Annotated in this window: 8 protein-coding genes; 7 read left to right on the top strand and 1 reads right to left on the bottom strand. The window is 73.9% G+C overall.

Going from position 1 to position 19,542, the window contains the following annotated elements:
* The first annotated feature begins 556 nt into the window (after window positions 1-556).
* Window positions 557-2,929: an EAL domain-containing protein gene (locus BKE41_RS25605; protein ID WP_071000275.1), complete on the top strand. Its 2,373-nt coding sequence runs from the start codon at window positions 557-559 to the stop codon at window positions 2,927-2,929.
* 319 nt (window positions 2,930-3,248) lie between these two features.
* On the opposite strand, the gene BKE41_RS25600 is transcribed toward BKE41_RS25605, so the two are convergent.
* The gene (locus BKE41_RS25600) at window positions 3,249-4,331 is read right to left on the bottom strand and encodes a catalase family protein (protein WP_043074875.1); all 1,083 of its coding nucleotides are present in this window, start codon (window positions 4,329-4,331) and stop codon (window positions 3,249-3,251) included.
* A gap of 517 nt (window positions 4,332-4,848) precedes the next feature.
* Here BKE41_RS25600 and BKE41_RS25595 point away from each other — a divergent pair.
* From BKE41_RS25595 to BKE41_RS25565, 6 genes are all read left to right on the top strand, one after another.
* Window positions 4,849-5,934, top strand: coding sequence for an isocitrate/isopropylmalate dehydrogenase family protein (locus BKE41_RS25595; protein ID WP_043074874.1), 1,086 nt, complete (start codon window positions 4,849-4,851; stop codon window positions 5,932-5,934).
* Window positions 5,935-6,366: 432 nt separating this feature from the next.
* Window positions 6,367-9,648, top strand: coding sequence for a TerB N-terminal domain-containing protein (locus BKE41_RS25585; protein WP_083374420.1), 3,282 nt, complete (start codon window positions 6,367-6,369; stop codon window positions 9,646-9,648).
* Window positions 9,645-10,985, top strand: coding sequence for an ATP-binding protein (locus BKE41_RS25580; protein ID WP_071000274.1), 1,341 nt, complete (start codon window positions 9,645-9,647; stop codon window positions 10,983-10,985). Before BKE41_RS25585 ends, BKE41_RS25580 begins: the two co-directional genes overlap by 4 nt.
* Window positions 10,982-13,300: a DEAD/DEAH box helicase gene (locus tag BKE41_RS25575; protein ID WP_071000273.1), complete on the top strand. Its 2,319-nt coding sequence runs from the start codon at window positions 10,982-10,984 to the stop codon at window positions 13,298-13,300. The genes BKE41_RS25580 and BKE41_RS25575 overlap by 4 nt, the downstream gene beginning before the upstream one ends.
* A 130-nt stretch (window positions 13,301-13,430) precedes the next feature.
* Window positions 13,431-16,079 carry a PD-(D/E)XK nuclease family protein gene (locus tag BKE41_RS25570; protein ID WP_199825813.1) on the top strand — a complete coding sequence of 883 codons (2,649 nt, stop codon included), beginning with the start codon at window positions 13,431-13,433 and terminating at the stop codon, window positions 16,077-16,079.
* A complete protein-coding gene (locus BKE41_RS25565) occupies window positions 16,079-19,492 on the top strand; it encodes a UvrD-helicase domain-containing protein (RefSeq protein ID WP_071000271.1) in 3,414 nt (1,137 codons plus the stop codon). The genes BKE41_RS25570 and BKE41_RS25565 overlap by 1 nt, the downstream gene beginning before the upstream one ends.
* The last annotated feature ends 50 nt before the right edge of the window (window positions 19,493-19,542 follow it).

The raw sequence follows: 19,542 nt of genomic DNA, 5'->3' as shown, positions 1-19,542 counted from the left end.
CGGACGGCGCGAACGCCGCCACGACGCACGAGCCGGCACGGGCTCGGCGGGCTGACCACTGCGACGGCCTGCCCGTCGTCGCCGCTACCCGGGACACCATGGGTTCGACTTCGGCTCAGCCCGCGAATGTCTGGAGCGCGGCTTCGATGCGGCGGGGGTCGAACGGCTCGCCGAGCACGATCCCGCGCTCCGGAATCTTCGAGGCGTCCAAGGGCCGCGACGGGACCATCAGCAACTCGATAGGCGGCCAGCGGTGGCGGATCGAAGGCGGGCTGCATGCCCGCGGTGGAGCCGCGCATGTCGAGGCCGGTGAACACCGCGTCGATCTCGCTTGTTGGCCGGCAAGGTCGACGAGCCGTGGTCCCATGCCGCGCCCCTCGACGACACCGTCCCGACGCCACGACGATGACCGGGAGGCCCACCGGAAGGGGGGCCTGGCCGATCCGCGGCACCCATCGGCGATCGCCTGTGGATCCACGACATGGTCGCGCACGCTTAACTCGTCCGACAGGGACTTGTGCGATCAGAGGGATTCAACGGGTTTCGAGGCCGCGCCATGCTCAACGTCGTCGGATGCCTCGTCGAAACCCATGATCTCCGCCTCGTCGTCCTGGCGGCCGCCACCTGCGGACTGTCGGCGCTGACGACGGTCTGCCTCGTCGACCACGCCCGCCGGACCGCCGCCTGGGTCCAGGTCGGCTGGCTCGCCGTGGCCGCCTTCGCGGGGGGATCCGGCATCTGGGCGACGCACTTCATCGCCATGCTCGCGTTCGCGCCTGGCGTCCCGGGCGGCTACGATCTCGGTCTCACCGCGCTCTCCCTCGTCCTCGCGATCGCGCTGGTCGGCGCCGGCGTGGCCCTCTCGGTCTCCGTCGGGGGGCGTGCGGCCGCATGGGCCGGCGGTGGCGTCGTCGGGCTCGGCATCGCGGCGATGCACTACACCGGCATGGCCGCCTACGACGTCGCCGGGCACAAGGCGTGGGACCCCGCCGCCGTCGCGGCCTCGCTCGCCCTTTCCGTCCTGCTCGGCGGGGCCGCCCTGTCGGCCCGGCCGGGCGGGCGAGGCCTCGCCCGCCAGCTTCCCGCCGCGCTCCTGCTGCTGCTCGCCATCTGCGGGCACCATTTCACCGCGATGGGCGCCGTCACCGTTACCCCGGACCCGACCATGGCCGTCTCCGAGGCCGCGGTCCCGAACGCGTGGCTGGCCGTCGCCGTCGCGCTGGCGAGCTTCACCATCCTCCTCATGGCCGGCGCCGCGCTCGCGCTGGACCTCCGCGACCGCCGGCATGCCCAATTGGAGGCCGACCGCCTGCACAGCCTCGCCAACGCCGCCGTCGAGGGGCTCGTGGTCTGCACGGGCGACACCGTCGTCAGCGCCAACCGCAGCTTCGCCAAGCTCGCCGGCCGGCCCCAGGCCGGCCTCCCGGGCTCGTCCCTGTCCGCCTACCTTCCCGGGGAAGCGACACGCCTCCTCATGGCCGGCCATCCCGAGCGACCGGTGGAGGTCGAGCTTCGGCGCGCGGACGGCACCTTGATCCCGGTCGAGGTGATCATGCAGCCGGTCGAGCATGCCGGGCGGCCCCACTACGCCGTGGCCGTGCGCGACCTGCGTGCCCGTCGCCAGGCCGAAAGCCGTATCGCGTTCCTCGCCCACCACGACGCCCTCACCGGCCTCGCGAACCGCGCCAGCTTCGGCCAGCGGCTCGACCTTGAGATGCGGGCGGCGGACGTGGGGGGACGCAAGCTCGCCGTGCTCTGCCTCGACCTCGACCGCTTCAAGGAGGTCAACGACCTGTTCGGTCACGCCGCCGGCGACGCGATGCTGGAGGCCGTCGCCCGCATCGTCTCCGCGGAGCTCGACGGCACCCAGACCATGGCGCGCCTCGGCGGCGACGAGTTCGCCGTTCTGATGCCGTGCGAGCATGCGACCGCCGCGGGGGGACTCGCGGAGCGCATCCTGGAGGCGCTGCGCGCCGGCCGGGCTGAGGGGGGCGGCCCCAGCATCGCGACCAGCATCGGCGTCGCCCTCTACCCGGACGACACCCGGGAACGCGCGGCGCTCCTCAACTTCGCGGACACCGCCCTGTATCGGGCCAAGTCGGAGGGCCGCGGCACGTACCGCTTCTTCGAGGCCCGGATGGGCGCGGAGGTGCACGAGCGCCGCTCGCTGGAACATGACCTCCGCCATGCCGTCGCCCGCGGCGAGATGGAGCTCGTCTACCAGCCCCAGACCGAGGTCGGCACCGGCGAGGTCATCGGCTTCGAGGCGCTGCTCCGTTGGAGGCACCCCGAGCGGGGCCACGTCCCGCCGTCCGTGTTCATCCCCATCGCGGAGGAGAGCGACATCATCCTTCGGATCGGCGAGTGGGTCCTGCGCGAGGCCTGCCGCGAGGCCGCGGGCTGGCCAAGGCCCCTGTCCATCGCCGTCAACGTCTCGGCGGTGCAGATCCACTCCCCGGACCTCGTCGGGCTGGTGCACGAGGTGCTCCTCGGGACCGGGTTGGCCCCCGGACGGCTGGAGGTCGAGATCACGGAGACGGCGCTGATCAGCGACCCGAACCGGGCGCTCCTCACCCTGCGGCAACTCAAGGCGGTCGGCGTGCGTGTCGCGATGGACGATTTCGGGACGGGCTACTCGTCGCTCTCCAACCTGCGCTCCTTCCCGTTCGACAAGATCAAGATCGACGGCTCGTTCACGCGCGCCGTCGACACCAACGAGCAGACCGCGGCCATCGTGCGCTCGGTGTTGGGCCTCGGCCGGGGCCTCGGGCTTCCGGTCCTGGCCGAGGGGGTCGAGACCGAGGCCGAACTCGGCTTCCTCGCCGCAGAGCGATGCCATGCGGTGCAGGGCTATCTCCTGGGACGCCCGTCGCCCATCGCGGCGTTCTCCCGCCATACCCATGGGATCGTCAGGCAGGATGCCGCGTGACACCCCCGGCGAGCGAGAGGCACGCCATCACCGAACGGTCGCGCGACGGATCGCCCGAATGGCCAAGCGGGCGGAGGACGCGGTCGCCGCCGACCTGAAGCAGGCTTTCGCCGGAGAGGCAGCGGAGCGACCGCGCCCCGCGACTGAGCGGCGTTCGGCCCGATGACCATCATGCTCGCCCCGGCCTCGAACACCGCCTCGCGCGGCCTGGTGAACGCCGGTCCTCCGTGACGCGCGGCGCAATCAGGGTCGCGGGCCGTCTGCCCTCGGGCTCGTCATCGAATCCTCTCTGACCGACCGGTCCCTGGCGTCGCCGTCCTCAGGCCGGGATGCGGTCGATGCCGCCAGTTTCCTCTTCCGCCACGCCGTTCTCGCGATGGCGGAACGCGCTGAGCGCCCTGTACACCTGCAGCCGCGCCCGCATGACGGAGCCAAGCGGCCGGTGCGCCGCGAGGCTATGCGCGGGACGGAAGGTCATCACCTCGTCGAAGTAGTTCACCCGCTCCGGGGAGTAGGCGTCCTGGGGCGGCAGGCGAACCGTCGCCACCGTGCGGTACGGGCTGACCGAGACCGGCCAGTCGACCGAGGCGTCCTCGATGGGCTGCTTGTCGGCGTCGGCCCAAAGCTGGACCCTCAGCTCGTAGACGACGTCGTGCTCCCGAAAGAAGTCGACCGTGGCGTGCCGGAACCCGTTTTCGTCCTGATGGGGGTCGAGCCGCCATTCGGAGAGCGCGCGCTGGGCGTCGGTCACCGGCACGGCCCCGAGCTTGGCCACGTAGTCCCCGAAGCGGACCGGCGCCTGGCTGAAGTAGCTGTCGGCGAGCGGATGGCTGTAGGGGTGGCCGAAGAAATCGGCCATGGCGCTCTCCGTGCCGAAGGCGTGTAGGACACGGTTGAGGTTACGCGCGGTCGAGGAGACTGCGCTCTTCACCCCCTCCGGCATCCCCGTCGACTTGCCGATGACCGTGCCGTCGCGCAGGAACCCCGCCGCCGTGCCGGACGGGAAGGTCGTGCCGGTGGCGAGGACGAAATCCTGGGTGTCGACCGCGTGGCCGGGCAGCTTCTCGCCGGGCACGTCGAAGACCTTGATCGACATGCCGCGGTGGGTCGAGACGCGGTCCCCCAGCGTTTCGCCGGGGCCTTGCGCGAAGCGCACCGCGACCGGATGCGTCCCCGGAGTGGCGAAAAGGCCCTGAGCCAACTCGGGCGGCAGACCCTCTGCGACCACCAGTTCGCCGGTCACGCAGGCCGAGCTCTTGGCGTGGCTCGCGCGCACCGCATGGTGCTCGCGCGCCTCGACGGCCCGTGACTGCCGGGTCATCCCCTCGATGATGCCGTCGATGGTCTTCTGCTCGTCCGGCGCGGGGGTCTCGATCTCGGCTGCGTAGCGCAGGTAGTCCATGGCCGACCTCCTCAAGGATGTGCCCGTATCGGGCGCCACGCTCGACGCGAGACGATGGCTGCACCGGGCGGACGTGCCGGCTCCCGGGTCGCCCCCGGGACTGCCGCGCGCGTGTGCCATGATCGGGGTACTGGCGGCATCGCCAACCGTACCTCGACAAACGCAGCCCAGGCCCTTCGTTCCCCGAAACTCGGCGACGGACGATTGAGTCATGCCCAATTCGGAGCGCACGTACGCCCTGGCAATTCGATCCCGGGTGTTCCGCCGACTGCGACCAGCGGCGCCGCACAGCGGAGACCCTGTCGTTCGCGCAGGCGCAAGGCCTCCGGCGGTCGAAATCCGCCCCCTCGTACCCACCGCCGGAGGCTGAACGGCGCCCGCGGCGGCGCCGGCCCTCGCTGGAGGGCAAGACGTCGATGCGCCCTCGACCGCACCGCAGTCCGAACGCCTTGCGTTCCGGATGTCGAGGGCTGACTCTATGAGCCCAGCGTACCGGCGCGGTCAGGGAGAAGCGCTCATGCACCTCGTCATGCTACCGGGTGATGGCATTGGACCTGAGATCTCACATGCCACCCGCCGCGTGCTGGAAGTCGTCGACCGGGCGCTCGCCCTGGGGCTCACCTTCGAGGAACACGAGATCGGGCTGTCCCGCCTCGCGAGGGATGGCTCGACGTTCCCGGAGGCGGTGTTGGAGCGCTGCCGGGCGTCGGACGGGGTGATCCTTGGGCCGGTCTCGCACTCGGACTATCCGCCCCGCGAGAAGGGTGGGATCAACGGCTCGGCGCTGCTGCGGCGCGAACTCGACCTCTATGCCAACATCCGGCCGTGCCGCTCGCGTGAAGGGCTGGCCTATTACGGCCGCACGCCCATCGACCTCGTGATCGTCCGCGAGAACACGGAAGGGTTCTACGCCGACCGCACGATGCACATGGGCACCGGGGAGTTCATGCCGACGCCCGACGTCGCCATCGCCATGCGCAAGGTGACCGCCAAGGGCTCCGAAAGGATCGCCCGCGCCGCTTTCGAGATCGCCCGCACCCGGCGTCGGCGGAAGCTGACCTACGTCCACAAGGTCAACGTGCTGAAGATGTCGGACGCCCTGTTCCTGAAGGAAGGCCGCCGCGTGGCGGAGAGCTATCCGGATATCGCCACCGACGACCAGTTGATCGACTCGATGACCGCGATGCTCGTGCGCGATGCCGCCCGCTTCGACGTGATAGTCACCACCAACATGTTCGGGGACATCCTGTCGGATCTCGCCTCCGAGTTGTCGGGCAGCCTCGGTTTGGGCGCGGCGATCAACGCAGGCGACCAGCACTGCGTGGCGCAAGCTCAGCACGGCTCGGCGCCCGACATCCAGGGGCAGGACAAGGCCAACCCATGCTCGCTGGTGCTGTCGGCCGCGATGCTGCTCGATTGGTTGGCAGATCGGCTCGACCGTCCCGATCTTCGGCGGGGCGCGGCGGCGATTGACGCGGCCGTCGATCACCTGGTCAAGGACCCAGCGACCCGCACACGCGACCTCGGTGGCCTGCTCGGTACCCAGGCTTTTGCGGAGACCCTCTGCAAGGAAGTCGAAAGCCGGCTTCGTCATACGCGGTAGGTCGTCAGCCAACGACGCGACTGGCCCGCCTTCCCCCGGTGCGGACCTCGCGAGTGGGTGCGCGGCTCGCGTCGTCGACCCTGCGACGAGCGCGACGGCACGGTTCGATTCGACCTGCGAGGAATCGGGCCGGCCTGTGGCCCGTCTCGACGGGCAGGCGCGGCGCGATGCGGGGCCAACGGCCCGAAACCGCGCGCCCTGTCCGGGCCGGATCGGCCACGATCGGACCGCGCGCATCCGTGCGACCCGCACGGCCGGCTATCCTCAACCTAGGATAGCGGACCCGGAACGGCGCGTTCGGTCTTGGATTCGCGGACCAAATCAGAATACGGTCGTGGGCCAGGCGGCGACAACGCGCGGCGGCCCGCGGAGCCAGATCACGTGGCAAGGGTAAGCAGAGCCAAGGGGCGTTGGGCCGCCCTGGTCTTGGTGATGGCGTTCGTTTCCGTCCCCCCGTCGGGTGGGGATGCCTCGGCGCAGGGGGTCGATCAGGCCACCCGCGCCGCACAGAACGACCTCAGGGACCTTGGCTTCGACCCTGGCACGATCGACGGCAGGTGGGGCCCGCGGTCGTTGGCTGCCCTCAGACGCTTCCAGCGCGGCGAAGGTCTCCCCGAGAGCGGAAGGGCCGATCCAGACACGCTGGCGCGCTTGCGGCAACGATCCAGGCAGCCGTCTGCGGCTTCGCCGATCGCCAAGGCCCCGGAGCCCGACGCGACCGCGCGCTCCCCGCTGCCATCCGTCGGTGTCGCACAAGTCCCGGATCCCGATGCGCGAGCCAAGGAAAGCCCGGCGCCGACGTCGTCGGCCCAGGATGCCATCGATAGCGACAGCCCCGACGGACACACCGGGGGGGCGAAAGCCGCCGCGCCTTCGGTCTCCGGTCAAGCGTCGGGAGAGTCCAGGGCCAACGCGCCGAACCCCGCCGCCGAGCCACGATCGCAAGCGCCGGGGACTTCGAGCCAGTCCCCGGCCCCCGCCTTCCCCCTCGCCACGCTCGCGCTGGTCGGCGCCATCGTACCCGGCGCCCTGCTGGCCGCCTGGGGCGTGCGCCGCAGACGCCGCCAATTGGTCCCGTCCACGCCGGAGACCATCGACGCCGGGCTTAGGGACGGCGAGCCGGCTCCATCGACCGGCCTGCCGCGCGAGGCACCCGTGGGTTTGCGCGCTGCACGGCCGGCGGCCTCGAACCACGTCGCCGTCATTCCCGAACCGAGGACGCCGATGGCCGACCCGAGCCCGATGACGGGGCTCGTCGGCTCCACGGAGGTCCCGGCGCCGGACGCCGTCGCCGATCCGCCGGCGGATGATCCCATTGAAGCGACGGATCGATCCGGCGCGATCGATCCCGGACAGGGATCCGGAGAGCCGCCGCGCGCCGGTCCGGCGCCTGCCTCGAACCCTTTCGTCGCGCGATCGCCGGAGACGGCCGACGACCGCTCGTGCCACCCGCCGGCCATCGCCCCGCGTTCCCCGGATGCGGCCGCGCCACCCCGGGCATCCGAACCCGCGACGCGTCCATCGAAGCACAGGCTTGCCGGCGACCGGACGTGGGTCCCCGCCGGCGTCGGCGTGGCCGTCGCGGGCCTGACCCTTCCCGGGCTCGTCTACGTCGGCAGGACCTTGCCGCCGGCCAAGGGGGGCGAACAGAACGACAACTGCCTGGTCGACCCCGGGCTCGCCGTCCCCAGGACCACCTCCGACACCGCCGGCCGGCACCTGGAATACTGCCCGTCCTACGGGAGCATGAAGCCTTCGTCCCGTCGGGCCTACCTCGAATGGCTGGCCGGCGACCGGGCCGCTCCGGGGACGCCCATCGGCTACGTGTTCCTGTACCTTTACGGGCTCGAACGGCGCGGGGTGCTCGAAGGATCGGCCGAGGACAGGCCCGCCATCCGAGCGGAAGTCGAGCGGCTCCTCTCGGTCTACGGCGACAACGGCTCGTTCCGCCACTACGCGAGCTGCCTGCTGGCGGCGCTGGACGCCCTGTCGCTCGTGCCCGGGACGGATCCGGCGCCGGTCTTCGAGCCCAGCGGCTACGAGCTGCCGCTGTCGGTGCGCTTCGCCGTCGGCTCCCGCATCCGCGACGGCAAGCCGGTCGAGGGCGTCTGGCTGCTGGCATGGACGATGTCCCACCCCGAGACGCGCGTGCGCACGCCGGCGCGCCGCGCCTTCGACCGCGTCAGGGACGAGTTCGTGGCGGAGTTCGAGCGCCGGCATCCGTCCGGCGGCCTGCCGATCAAGTGGCGCAAGGGCGCGCCGTCCCCGGCCTTGTACCGGGCGGCGAGCCGGACCTTCGAGGTCGACCTCGCGCTCTTCGGGTCCGAGCGGATGCCCGACCTCGCGCGTCACGCGGACGCGCTCGCCCTCGGGCGCGAGCTGCTCGACCTGAGCTCCGACCGGCTGGACGCCTACAGCCGACACCTGGGCAAGGAGGCGGGCCGAGCGTCCCCCCTCTCGCTCCAGGCCCTGGCCCTGTTGCCGGCCGGCCAGCGCGAGCGCGCGGCGGACGCGCCGGCCGCCGCCCACCTCTCGTGGCTGCGCGAGCGGGCGGAGGCGTGCGCCCCGGTGCCGCTGGCCGAGCTGGGCAGGCGCGTGGCCGGGCGGTCCGATGCGGGAGCCACCGCCGCCAAGCCGCGGGAGCTGGCCGACGTCCTGTGCCGCTTCGGGATCGGCCTGATCCCCGACCCCCGCTTCCCTGTCCGAGCCCCGGCGGCGGACGTGACGCTGTTCGCGTTGACCGGGCCTCGGGACGCCGTGGACGCCCCGTCCGCGGCTTACGAGGCTGCGTTCCTCACCCTGTCCGTCGGCATGCTGATGGCCCGCGCGGACGGCGTCGTGACCGAGGACGAACGCGCGGTCCTGCGCGACCTGGCTTCCGATGCGCCGGGCCTCGGCCCGGACGAGCGCTTGCGGCTGGGTGCCGACGCATCGTGGCTCGAAGCCCACCCGACCGAGCTCACCTCGATGCGCGCCCGGCTCGCCGGGCTGGACCCGGAGCGGAAGCGGGCCGTCGCCGACACGCTCGTGCGCGTGGCGTCCAGCGACGGCCGCCACCACCGGGCCGAGATCGCGCTGCTGGAGAAGGCGTTCCGTCAGATGGGCCTGGACCTCAACGGCTTGTACTCGGCGCTGCACGGGGCCGCGCCGGCGGCGGCGCCGGACGGGCCCGTGCTCGTCGCGCGCGGCCCGGCGCGCGAGGCGGCCTTCCTCATCCCCGGCGGCCCCGAGGACGGGCGGGAGCCGTCGGGCCGTGCGGCCGCCGACGCGTCCCGACGGGCGGAACGGGGACCGCCCGCGCCGGCGGGACGCGTCGATGCGGAGCGCCTGGCCGCCATCAGGTCGGAAACCGAGGCGGTGAGCTCCGTCCTCGCCGGGGTGTTCGACCTGGACGCCGACCCCATCCGTGAGGCGCAGGGGGCGCCCCCCGAGGCCGAACCGGCCCCGATGGCCGCCCCCGGGGCCCCCGACGGCGGGTTCGATGGCCTCGACGCCCGGCTCGCCGGCCTGATGCGCGCCCTCGCGGGGCGACCCGAGTGGCCGAGGGACGCGTTCGACCGCCTGGCCCGCGAGCGCGGGCTGATGCCCGGCGCGGCGATGGAGGACCTCAACGCGTGGTCCTTCGACCGATTCGACGACCCGCTCGTCGAGGAGGGCGACCCGGTCCTCGTGAACGTCGGCCTGATCCCGGCCCACCTTTTGGAAACAGCATGACCGTCACCGTCACCAAGCCCGCGCCGAACATCAGGCCCCGGGACCGCGACACCATCGTCAACGCACTGCGGGCGGGGGTCGTGCCGCGCCTGGGCCTGCAGCACATCCAGGTGGGGCGCCGAAGGGAGATCGAGGCGCTCCTCGCGGACGTCTCGCGGGTCGCCGACGGCGGCGCGGCGTTGCGTTTCGTCGTCGGCGAGTACGGTGCGGGGAAGACGTTCTTCCTCTTCCTCGTGCGCCAGCTCGCCCTGGCCAAGAACCTGGTGGTGATGCAGGCCGACCTCGCCCCGGACCGCCGGCTCCACGCGACGGGGGGCCAGGCGCGGCTGCTGTACGCGGAGCTCGCCCGGAACCTCGCGACCCGCGCGGCGCCCGACGGCGGGGCCATGCGCAACGTCCTCGAACGTTTCGTCGCCAGGGCCGTCGAGGACGGGAAGCGCCCCGGGCGCGCGACCGAGGACGCGATCCGGGCCGGCCTCGCCGAGTTGCAGGAACAGGTGGGAGGCTACGACTTCGCCACCGTGGTCGCCGCCTACGCCGCGGCCCACGAGGACGGCGACGAGGCACGGCAGGCGAACGCGCTGCGCTGGCTGCGGGGCGAGTACGCGACGCGGACCGAGGCGCGCCAGGATCTCGGCGTCCGCGGCATCATCGACGACGGGAACGTCTACGACAGCCTGAAGCTCCTCGCCCGCTTCGTACGCCTCGCCGGCTATGACGGGCTGTTCGTCTGCCTCGACGAGCTCGTGAACCTCTACAAGCTCCAGAGCCCCCAGGCCCGCAACCAGAACTACGAGCAGATCCTGCGCGTCCTCAACGACGTCCTCCAGGGCACGGTCGAGGGCCTGGGGTTCGTCCTCGGCGGGACGCCGGAGTTCCTGCTGGACACGCGGCGGGGCCTCTACTCCTACGAGGCGCTCCAGTCCCGGCTCGCGGGCAACAGCTTCGCGACGGACGGCCTTGTGGACCTGTCCGGTCCCGTGGTCCGGCTGCAGAACCTGACCCCCGAGGAGATGCTGGTCCTGCTCGAACGCCTGCGGGACGTGTTCGCGGGCGGCGACCGGGCCCGCCACCTGGTCCCGGACGAGGCGCTGCACGCGTTCCTCGACCATTGCCGGGCCAGGGTGGGCGACGCCTACTTCCGCACGCCCCGCAACACGGTCAAGGCGTTCGTGGACCTCCTGGCCGTGCTGGACCAGAACCCGGGGGCGGACTGGCGCGAACGGCTCGGCGCCGTGGCCATACCCGAGGACGGCGCCGCCGACGCTTCGGCGCCCGCGGACGACGGCGACGGCGAGGCCGCGGGGACCGACGACCTCGCGCGCCTGCGGCTGTGACAGGCGCGCGGGCGCCGGGCGCCCACGTCGTCCCCGACGCGGCCTCGACGGCCTTCGAAGCCCTGGCCGAGCCGGTGCGCCGCTGGATCTGGCGGCAGGGCTGGACCGCGCTGCGCGAGGTCCAGGAGATGGCCGTCCCGGCGATACTGGCGGGCGGCGACGTGATCCTCTCGGCCCGCACGGCCGCGGGCAAGACGGAGGCGGCGTTCCTGCCGTTGCTGACGCGCGTCCTGCCGCGGCTGGACGGCGGGAGGCCCGGGTTCGCCATCCTCTACGTCTGCCCGCTGAAGGCGCTGATCAACGACCAGCACCGGCGCCTCGAAGGCCTGCTGCAGGCCTGCGACGTCCCCCTGCACCGTTGGCACGGCGACGTCCCGGCCGACGCGAAGCGCAAGGCGCGCGAGCGCCCCCAGGGCGTCGTGCTGATCACGCCGGAATCCCTTGAGGCGACGCTGGTCCGCCGCGGACCCGACGCGGCGCGGCTGTTCGGGGCGCTCGACGCGGTGGTGGTGGACGAGCTGCACGCCTTCGTCGGCACGGAGCGGGGCCGCCAGCTCCAGTCCCTCCTGACGCGCGTCGAGGTGGCCTGCGGGCGCGACCACGTCGACCGCGTCGGGCTGTCGGCCACGTTGGGCGACATGCGCCTCGCCCGGGAGGCGTTGCGGCCGGGCGCCCCGGATTCGGTCCGGCTCGTGGAGAGCCGCGAGGGCGGCGCCGACCTGCTGCTGCAGGTCCGCGGCTACGAGCGCCCGCCGCGAAATGGCACCGGGAGCGAAGCCGCGGACGCGCGTCGCGAAGGCGCCCCCGACGCCGACGGTCCGGAGCGCGCGGAACCCGTGAAGCCGGCCCCGGACGCGAACGGGGCCGACGAGCCGATCGCGTCTCACCTGTTCGAGGTGCTCCGCGGCCGCCGCAACCTCCTGTTCGCCGGATCCCGGCAGCGGGTGGAGGTGTATGCGGACCGCCTGCGCGCCCTCGCCGAGGACGCGCGGCTCCCCAACGAGTTCTTCGCCCACCACGGCAACCTCGCCAGGGCCGAGCGCGAGGCGGTCGAGACCCGCCTGCGCGAGGACGGCCGGCCGACGACCGCGGTGGCGACGACGACCCTGGAGCTCGGCATCGACATCGGCGACGTCGAGAGCGTCGCGCAGATCGGTCCGGGCCCATCCGTGTCGTCGCTCCGCCAGCGGCTCGGGCGGTCCGGCCGGCGGCCCGGCATGCCATCGGTCCTGCGCATCTACGTCGCCGAGGAGGCGGCGGGGCCGACGCTCCATCCGGCGGACCGGCTGCGCCTCGACCTCGTGCAGGCCGTGGCGACCGTCGACCTGCTCCTGGAGCGCTGGTGCGAGCCGCCGCGGGTGGGCGGGCTGCATCTCTCGACGCTCACACACCAGGTGCTCGCGCTCGTCGCCCAGACGGGGGGCCTGCGGCCGGACGCCGCCTGGAGGACGCTCTGCGGGCGCGGGCCGTTTCGAAACGTCTCGCGCGACCTGTTCGTCGAGCTGCTAAGGGCGATCGCGCGTCCCGAGGCGGCCCTGGTCGAGATGTCGCCGGACGGCTTGCTGATGCTGGGGCCGGCCGGCGAGCGTCTCGCGGAGGGCCATCAGTTCTACGCCGTCTTCCAGACGGACGAAGAGTACCGGGTCATGGTCGTCGGCGGGAAGGTCCTGGGCACGGTGCCGCTCGACCTGACGCTGGCGCCCGGGCAGACGATCATCTTCAATGGCCGCCGATGGCGGATCGAGTCCCTGGACGCACGGGCCAAGGTCGTCGTGGTGGCTCCCACGAAGTCGGCGTTGCCGCCGAGGTTCGGCGGCGGATGGTCGGGCGTGCACGACGCCGTCGCCGCGGCGATGCGGCGATGCCTGTCCGGCACCGGGATGCCCGCCTACCTCGACGCCGGGGCTCGCGCGCTGCTCGACCAAGGCAGGGCGGCCTTCCTGGGGTACGGCCTCGACGGGACCTGCATCGTCGAGGTCGGGCGTGACTGCACGGTCCTGCCGTGGGTCGGCGCGGCCAAGCTTGAGACGTTGGCCTTGACGCTCCTGGCCCGCAACCTGCAGGCCACGCCCTACGGCCACGCCGTCGAGGTGCGGGGTTGCTCCGCGGGCGACCTGCGCGCCGTCCTCACCGACATCGCCGGCTCCCCGCCCCCCGACGCCGGCGCCCTTGCCGGCCTGGCGGCGAAGCCCGTCCGCGAGAAGTACGACGGCTACCTGACCGACGCCCTGCTCGCCCGGTCGCTGGCGGTCGAGCGGCTGGAGGCGGACGCCGTCCCTGACGTCGCGCGCCGCATCCTCGAACCCGGCGCCTGACGCGGTCGGCGCGGCCGACCGCGGCATCCGGGACACGGGACGCCCCCCGCACGCGTCGATCGGCGGCGCAAGCTTGACCATAAGGATCGCGTGCTCCGATAATGCCCGCAATCCGAGGTGGGGGTTGGCGATGGGGTTTCGCCGGACGGTTGTGGTCCACGGTCGACTGGCCGTGGCGGACGAACGGCTGGCGGCGGCTCGCCGGGGCGAGCACGGCGTGCAGGTGCTGACCGTGGAGGCCCTGGCCGCGCGCCTCGCCGGCGGCTTCGCCCGCCCCATCGACGACGAGTCCCTCAGGGGGGCGCTCAAGGAGGCCCTGGACGAGGTCGAGATCGGCGAGCTCGACCCGATCAAGTCGCTCCCGGGCATGGTCGACGCCGCGGCGGAGACGCTGCGGAAGGCCTGGGCTGCCGGGTTCGCCCTGGACGGCGCGGGCGCCGGCCGCGTCGCGTCCCTCGCCAGGCTGGAGGCGGCCGTCGTCGGGAAGCTGCCGTCAGGTATGATGCGCCCCACCGACCTCGCCGCCGCCGCGACGGCCCGCGCCGCCCACGCCGGGCGCGTGCTCGGGCCGACGACCTTCCAGGGTATGGCGGACCTCGCGCCCTGCTGGCGAGGGGTCGCCGCGGCCCTGGCCCGGCACGTGGCGGTTTGCTGGGCCTCGGGGCCGCGCCCGGTTCCCGAATGGGTGCCGGCGGCGGCCCTTCGCGTCGTCGACGGGCCCCGCTCGGCGCCCGCGGTCGAGGTCTGCACCGCGGCGACGCCACGCCACGAGGTGCTGGAGGCCTTCCGCTGGGCGAGGTGGCTGATGGCGACCGGCCGGGCCCGGCCGTCCGAGATCGCGGTGTCGTCCTGCAGGACGGAGGATTACGACGACGTCGTCCTCGCGCTCCGCGCGGAGGCGAACCTGGACGTGCGGTTCGTCCACGGGGTCCCTGCGACGGCGGTGCGCGAGGGGCAGGCGGCGGCGGCGCTCGCGGACATCCTGGTGAGGGGCGTCACGCAGGATGGCCTGCGCCGCCTCGCCGCGCTGCTGCGGCACGCCCCCGGGCCGTTCGCCGCCCTGCCGGAGGGATGGACGCGGATCCTGCCCCGCGAGGCCCCGCTTTCCGACCTCCCCGCCTGGGAGCGCCTGCTGGGCGGGGAGGGAGTGACCGGCCACTCGGAGGGTCCCGCGCTGGCCGCCGGGCTTCGCGCGATCCTGGCGCTCCTGGCCGCCGGGACCGCGGGGGCCGCCCGGGCGGGGGAGGCCCTGCTATCCGGGCTCGCGCTCCGGATCTGGCGGAAGGCCTTGCTGGAGGGGGCGCCCGCCGTGGTCGACCTGACGCTGTCACGGCAGCGCATCGACGACGACGCCGACGCCGGCACGTCGGTGGTCTGGGTGCCGGCGTCCTCCCTGGCGAGCGCCCCGCGGCGGTTCGTCCGGCTCCTCGGGCTGAGCTCGCGCGGCTGGCCGCAGGTGGCCACGGAGGACCGGCTGCTGTCGGACCATCTGGTCCCCTCGCACGTCCTGGATCCGCAGCCGCGCTCGGCCGTCGACCGGGGCGACTTCGACGCGATCCTCGCCACGAGCGCGGACGCCGTGGTGCTGTCGCGGGCCCGCCGCGGCGCCGACGGCCGGCTCCTCGGCCGCAGCCCTCTTCTGCGCGACCACCCCGACGGCGCGCACCTCGGGAGGAACCGCGTCCCCGAGCATGCCGCCGGCGAGGTCGACCGGCTCACGGCGCGGCCGGAGGAGTTCGCGTCCACGGCCCAGGCCCGGTCCGCCGCTTCCTGCTGGGCGTCGTGGGCCTCCCACTCCCCGACGCCGCACGACGGCCTGGTCCGGCCCGACCACCCCGTCATCCTGTCGGTGCTGGGCCGGGTGCACTCCGCCAACTCCCTGCGCAAGCTGCTGCGCGACCCCCTCGGTTTCGTGTGGCGCTACGGCCTCGGCCTCCAGGCCGCCGATTCCAGCCAGGAGACGCTGACGCTGGACGATCGCGCGTTCGGCAACCTCATGCACGAGGTGCTGGAGCTGGCGGTCATCGCCCTTGAGGCGGGGGACGGGGCCGCGTCGTCCGAGGCCGCGCGGCGGGCGGCACTGGAGGGCGCGGTCCGGGCCGTGGCCGACGCGTGGGAGCGCGGGCGGGCGATCCCGCCCGCGGTGGTCTGGCGCCGGGTCCTCGACGACGTGTCGGTCGCGTCGTGGAGCGCGCTCACGCACCCCGACGACGCCTACGAGGGGCAGTCCAGCTGGGTCGAGGTGCCGTTCGGCGGCCGGGGCCCCAAGCGGGCCGGGGGCGCCGTCCCGTGGGATCCGGACCTGCCCGTGGAGATCCCGGGGACGGGCTTCCGCATCTCCGGCTACATCGACCGCCTCGACCTCTCGGGGGACCGCGCCTCGGCCCGCGTCCGCGACTACAAGACCGGCAAGCCCCGCGGGTCCGACGACGTGCTGGCCGGAGGCCGGGAGCTGCAGCGCTGCATCTACGGCTACGCCGCCCGGGTCCTGCTCGGCGGCGACGTGGCCATAGACGCCTCGCTTCACTACCCGCGCGAGCGGACCTGCATCGCCCTCGAACGCCCCGACGCGGCGCTGGCCGACCTGGCCCGGCACCTCGCGGCGGCCGGGCGAAGCCTCGGGGCGGGCAACGCCTTGCCCGGACCCGACACCGAGGCCGGGTGGAACGACCTCGCCTTCGCGCTGCCGGCCAACGCCGGCGAGGTGTACTGCCCGCGCAAGCGGGCGTCGGCGACGGCGGCGCTCGGCGACGCCGCCCTGGTGTGGGAAGCGCCCTGATGACCGTGCACGACAGGGCCTTGGCGGACGCGGGGCAGCGCGCCCTGGCCATCGCGCGGCACGACCGCTCCATGCTCGTCGAGGCCGGCGCCGGCTCCGGGAAGACGGCGGTCCTCTCCGGCCGGATCGCCATGATGCTGGCGTCCGGCGTCCCGCCGCGCGAGATCGCGGCGGTGACGTTCACGGAGCTCGCCGCGAGCGAGCTGCTGGAGCGGATCGGCGACGTCGTCCACCGCCTCCTCGCCGGGGAGGTCCCCGAGGAGTTGCGCTGCGTCCTGCCGCATGGCCTGACGCGGGAGCAGGAGGGGAGCCTGGCCGCCGCGCAGGGCCGGATCGACGAACTGGTGTGCACGACCATCCACGGGTTCTGCCAGCGGCTCGTGAAGCCGTACCCGGTCGAGGCCGACATGGACCCCGGGGCGCGCGTCGCCGACGACGCCGAGGCCGACGGCCTGTTCCGCGACATCCTGGACGGCTGGCTGCGCGAGACGCTCGCGGGCGGCCGATGCCTCGTGGCGGAGATGTTCCTCGCGGATCCCGTCGCCGCCGAGAAGGCGGTAGAGCGCGTCGCCGGCTGCCTGCGCGCGGGCCGCGCCGTGGGCCCGCCGCCCCCGGTGCCGTCGTCCCGCCTCGCCGAAGGCTTCGCCGAAAGCGTCGCGGCCTACGCCGCCTTCGTCGCGGCGTCGCCCGCCGAGGCCGAGACCGCGGCCGCCGCCGCGGCCTTCGGCGCGATGGCGTCCCGGACGCCGGCGCACGGCCCGGTCGGGGACGCGGAGCTCCTGGGCGTCCTGACGGCGAAGCCCGACCCGGCGCTCTGCACGTCGAAGGGCGCGTTCGCGGCCTACAAGGGCGGGAAGGGCAAGTGGCAGGCCGCGGTCCGGAGCGCCGGGCTCCCGAAGGTCGAGGCGGACAGGCTCCATGCCGCGGCCAAGACGCTGCACGGGGATTGCTGCGCCGCGTGGGACGGCATGCGGGCGTCCGCGGCGAGCGAGCTCCTGGCCAGGCTCGTGCCCCGGGTCCGGACGGTCCTCGACCGCTACCGGGAGCGCAAGCGGGCCGGCGGCCTGCTCGACTTCGACGACCTCGTCGAGGCCGCGGTGCGCCTGCTCCGGGACCACGAGCCGGTCCGGCAGGCGCTGGGGCGGCGGCACCGGCACGTGCTGGTGGACGAGTTCCAGGACACCGACCCGCAGCAGGCGATGCTGTTCTGGCTGCTGTGCGGGGAACGGCCGGAGGGGGCGCCCGCCGACGACTGGACGGCGCGCGTGCTGCGGCCCGGCGCCCTGTTCCTCGTCGGCGACCCGAAGCAGGCGATCTACCGCTTCCGCGGCGCCGACGTCTCGACCTACGTCCGCGCCCGCGAGCGGATCCTGGCCCGCTCGCCCGACGACGTCGTGCCGATCTCCACGAACTTCCGGTCCTGCCGGTCGATCCTCGCGTTCGTCGACCGGTGCTTCCAGGACATCCTGGCCGGACCCGGCCAGCCCGGGTTCGCCCCCCTCGCGGCGTTCCACGAGGACCACGACCGCGGCCCCTGCGTCGCCGCCCTCGACGTGCCCGGCCCGGCGGACGGGACCAAGCGCAAGGCGGGCGCCCTGCGGGACGCCGAGGCGGAGGCGGTCGCCGAACTCTGCGCCCGCCTGATCGGGACGCAGCTGGTCACGTGCAAGACCCACGGCACGCGGCCCCTCCGGCCCGGCGACATCGCCCTGCTGGCGCCGAGCGGGAGCGACCTGTGGCGCTACGAGGAGGCGCTGGAGGCCCGGGGCGTCCCCGTGTCGACGCAGGCCGGCAAGGGCTTCTTCCGTCGCCAGGAGGTCCAGGACCTCATCGCCCTGACCCGCGTCCTCGCCGACCCGCGCGACACCCTGGCGCTCGGCGCGTTCCTGCGCGGGCCGACCGTAGGCCTGACCGACGAGGAACTGCTGGACCTGGTCCACGGCCTGCCGCGCGACCCGGACCGGCCGGACGCCGTGCCGCCCCTGCGCCTCGGGATCGACGTGGCCGCCGTCGCGCACCCGGTCGCGCGCCCCGTCCTCGAACGCCTCCAGGCGTTGGCGCGGCAGGCGCTGGGGACCACGCCGTACGACATCCTCAGCCGGGCGGTCGACGCCGTCATGCTGAGGCCGGTCCTGGGCCGGCGTCACGACGGCCACGCCGAGCGCGCCCTGGCCAACGTCGACCTGTACCTTGAGATGTCCCGCCCGTACGCCGTGCGCGGACTGCGCGCGTTCGCCCGCGCGATGCAGGCCGCCTGGGACGGCCGGACCCGCGCGGTCGAGGGGCGTCCGGACGCCCAGGCCGAGGCCGTCTCCCTGTTCACCATGCACGCGTCGAAGGGCCTCGAATGGCCCGTGGTCATCCCGATCAACACCTCGACGCTCACGATCCCGGCGAGCGGCGCCTTGGTCGACCGCGCCTCGAACTGCCTCTACTGCCCGGTCTTCGGGGTGCGGCCGGCCGGCTACGACGCCGTCCTGGCCGCCGAGGACCGCGAGGTCGGGAACGAGCGCGTGCGGCTCTGGTACGTGGCCGCGACCCGCGCGCGCGAGACCCTGGTGATCCCGCGGTTCCCCGACCCGGCCCACGACGACGCCTGGGCCTCGGTCGTCGGCCTGGGGCTGGACCGGCTGGCCGCCATCGACATGGACCGGCTTCCGGTCCCGGGCGCGAGGACCGGTCCCGCGGGTCGCAACGCCCAGACGCGCGAGAGTTTCGCGGAGGAGGCCGCGCGGGTGGCAGGCCACCGCCGGTTGAGATGGGTCGTGCCGAGCCGCCACGAGGGCGACGAGGCCGCGCCCGGCGGGGCCCTCGACATCGAGGCGCCCGACATCGAGGCGCCCGTCGCGCCGCCCGGCCTCGCGGCGGCCGTCCGCGGGAGCCGCGATCGCGGGCTGATCCTGCACAAGCTCATCGAGGAGCTGCTGACCGGCGAGACCGACGAGGGCGGCGATCTCGCGCTCCGCGCTTCCCAGCTCGCGATGCAGCTCGCCGTCCGGGACGTGGACCCCGACGAGGTGGCGGCCTGCGCGGCCCGGGCCTTGGCCGTGCCCGCCATCGCGGCCCTGCGCGCACGCCTCGTGCCGGAGCTGCCGGTGTACGCCTTGGAGGAACGCGACGGCGAGGACCACGCGACGGCCGGCATCGTCGACGCGATGGCCTACGACGAGTCCGGGCGGCCGGAGGTCGTCGTGGACTGGAAGAGCGACGTCGCGCCGACGGAGTCCGCGGTCGAGGGGTACCGGGGCCAAGTCCGGCGCTACATGGCCGCGACGGGCGCCGGCATCGGCCTGATCGTGTTTGCCACGGACGGGCGGGTCGTTTCGGTAGCTCCCCCGGCGGGGGCCCTGGCCGGGGCCGTACGTGAGGCGTGCCGCACCGAGGCTCCGCCGTCACTCGCCGGCGGCGCATGATCCTCCCCGTCGCCTGACGTCGGGAGCCGGCAGCGGAGCCGGCCCGGCCT

The sequence above is a fragment of the Methylobacterium sp. C1 genome, assembly GCF_001854385.1.
Classification (GTDB): Bacteria; Pseudomonadota; Alphaproteobacteria; order Rhizobiales; family Beijerinckiaceae; genus Methylobacterium; species Methylobacterium radiotolerans.
The sequence above is the reverse complement of the archived record's forward strand: the minus strand, read 5'-3'. Positions and strand labels throughout refer to the sequence as shown.